The 390-nt window shown below is 70.0% G+C and carries 1 protein-coding gene; it reads left to right on the forward strand.

Annotation, left to right across the window (positions count from 1 at the left end; all coding sequences use genetic code 11):
- Positions 1-390 (forward strand): insulinase family protein (locus D7Y04_RS43535; RefSeq protein ID WP_147477389.1); only part of this gene is annotated, 390 nt, incomplete at both ends.

Below are 390 nucleotides of genomic sequence, written 5' to 3' on the forward strand. Positions count from 1 at the left end.
CTATCACTTCTCGCGGCAGAGCCTGGCAAGCCAGGTGGAGGAGGCGATGTTCCAGGACATCACCCTCGAAGGCGCCCTCATCGGCACGCCCGCCACCCGAGCGCGCATCACCCGCGAGGACCTCCAGGAGTACTACGCGCGCAACTACGTCACCTCCAACGTGTCACTCGTCTTCACCGGCGCCGTGAGCGTCGAGCAGGCACGAGCCCTCGTGGAGGAGGCCTACCGCCTGCCGCCCGCGCTCCCGGAGGAGGCCGTCGCGCCCGCCATGCAGAGCGCGCAGTACCCCGTGGTGCAGCAGACCCGGGCACACGTCACCTTCGTCACGCTGGGCTATCCCGTCCCCCACGAGGAGCGGGCCACCTGTCGCGCGGTGGCGTCCCTGCTCCA

Source organism: Corallococcus sp. AB038B, assembly GCF_003668955.1.
GTDB classification, from domain to species: Bacteria; Myxococcota; Myxococcia; order Myxococcales; family Myxococcaceae; genus Corallococcus; species Corallococcus exiguus.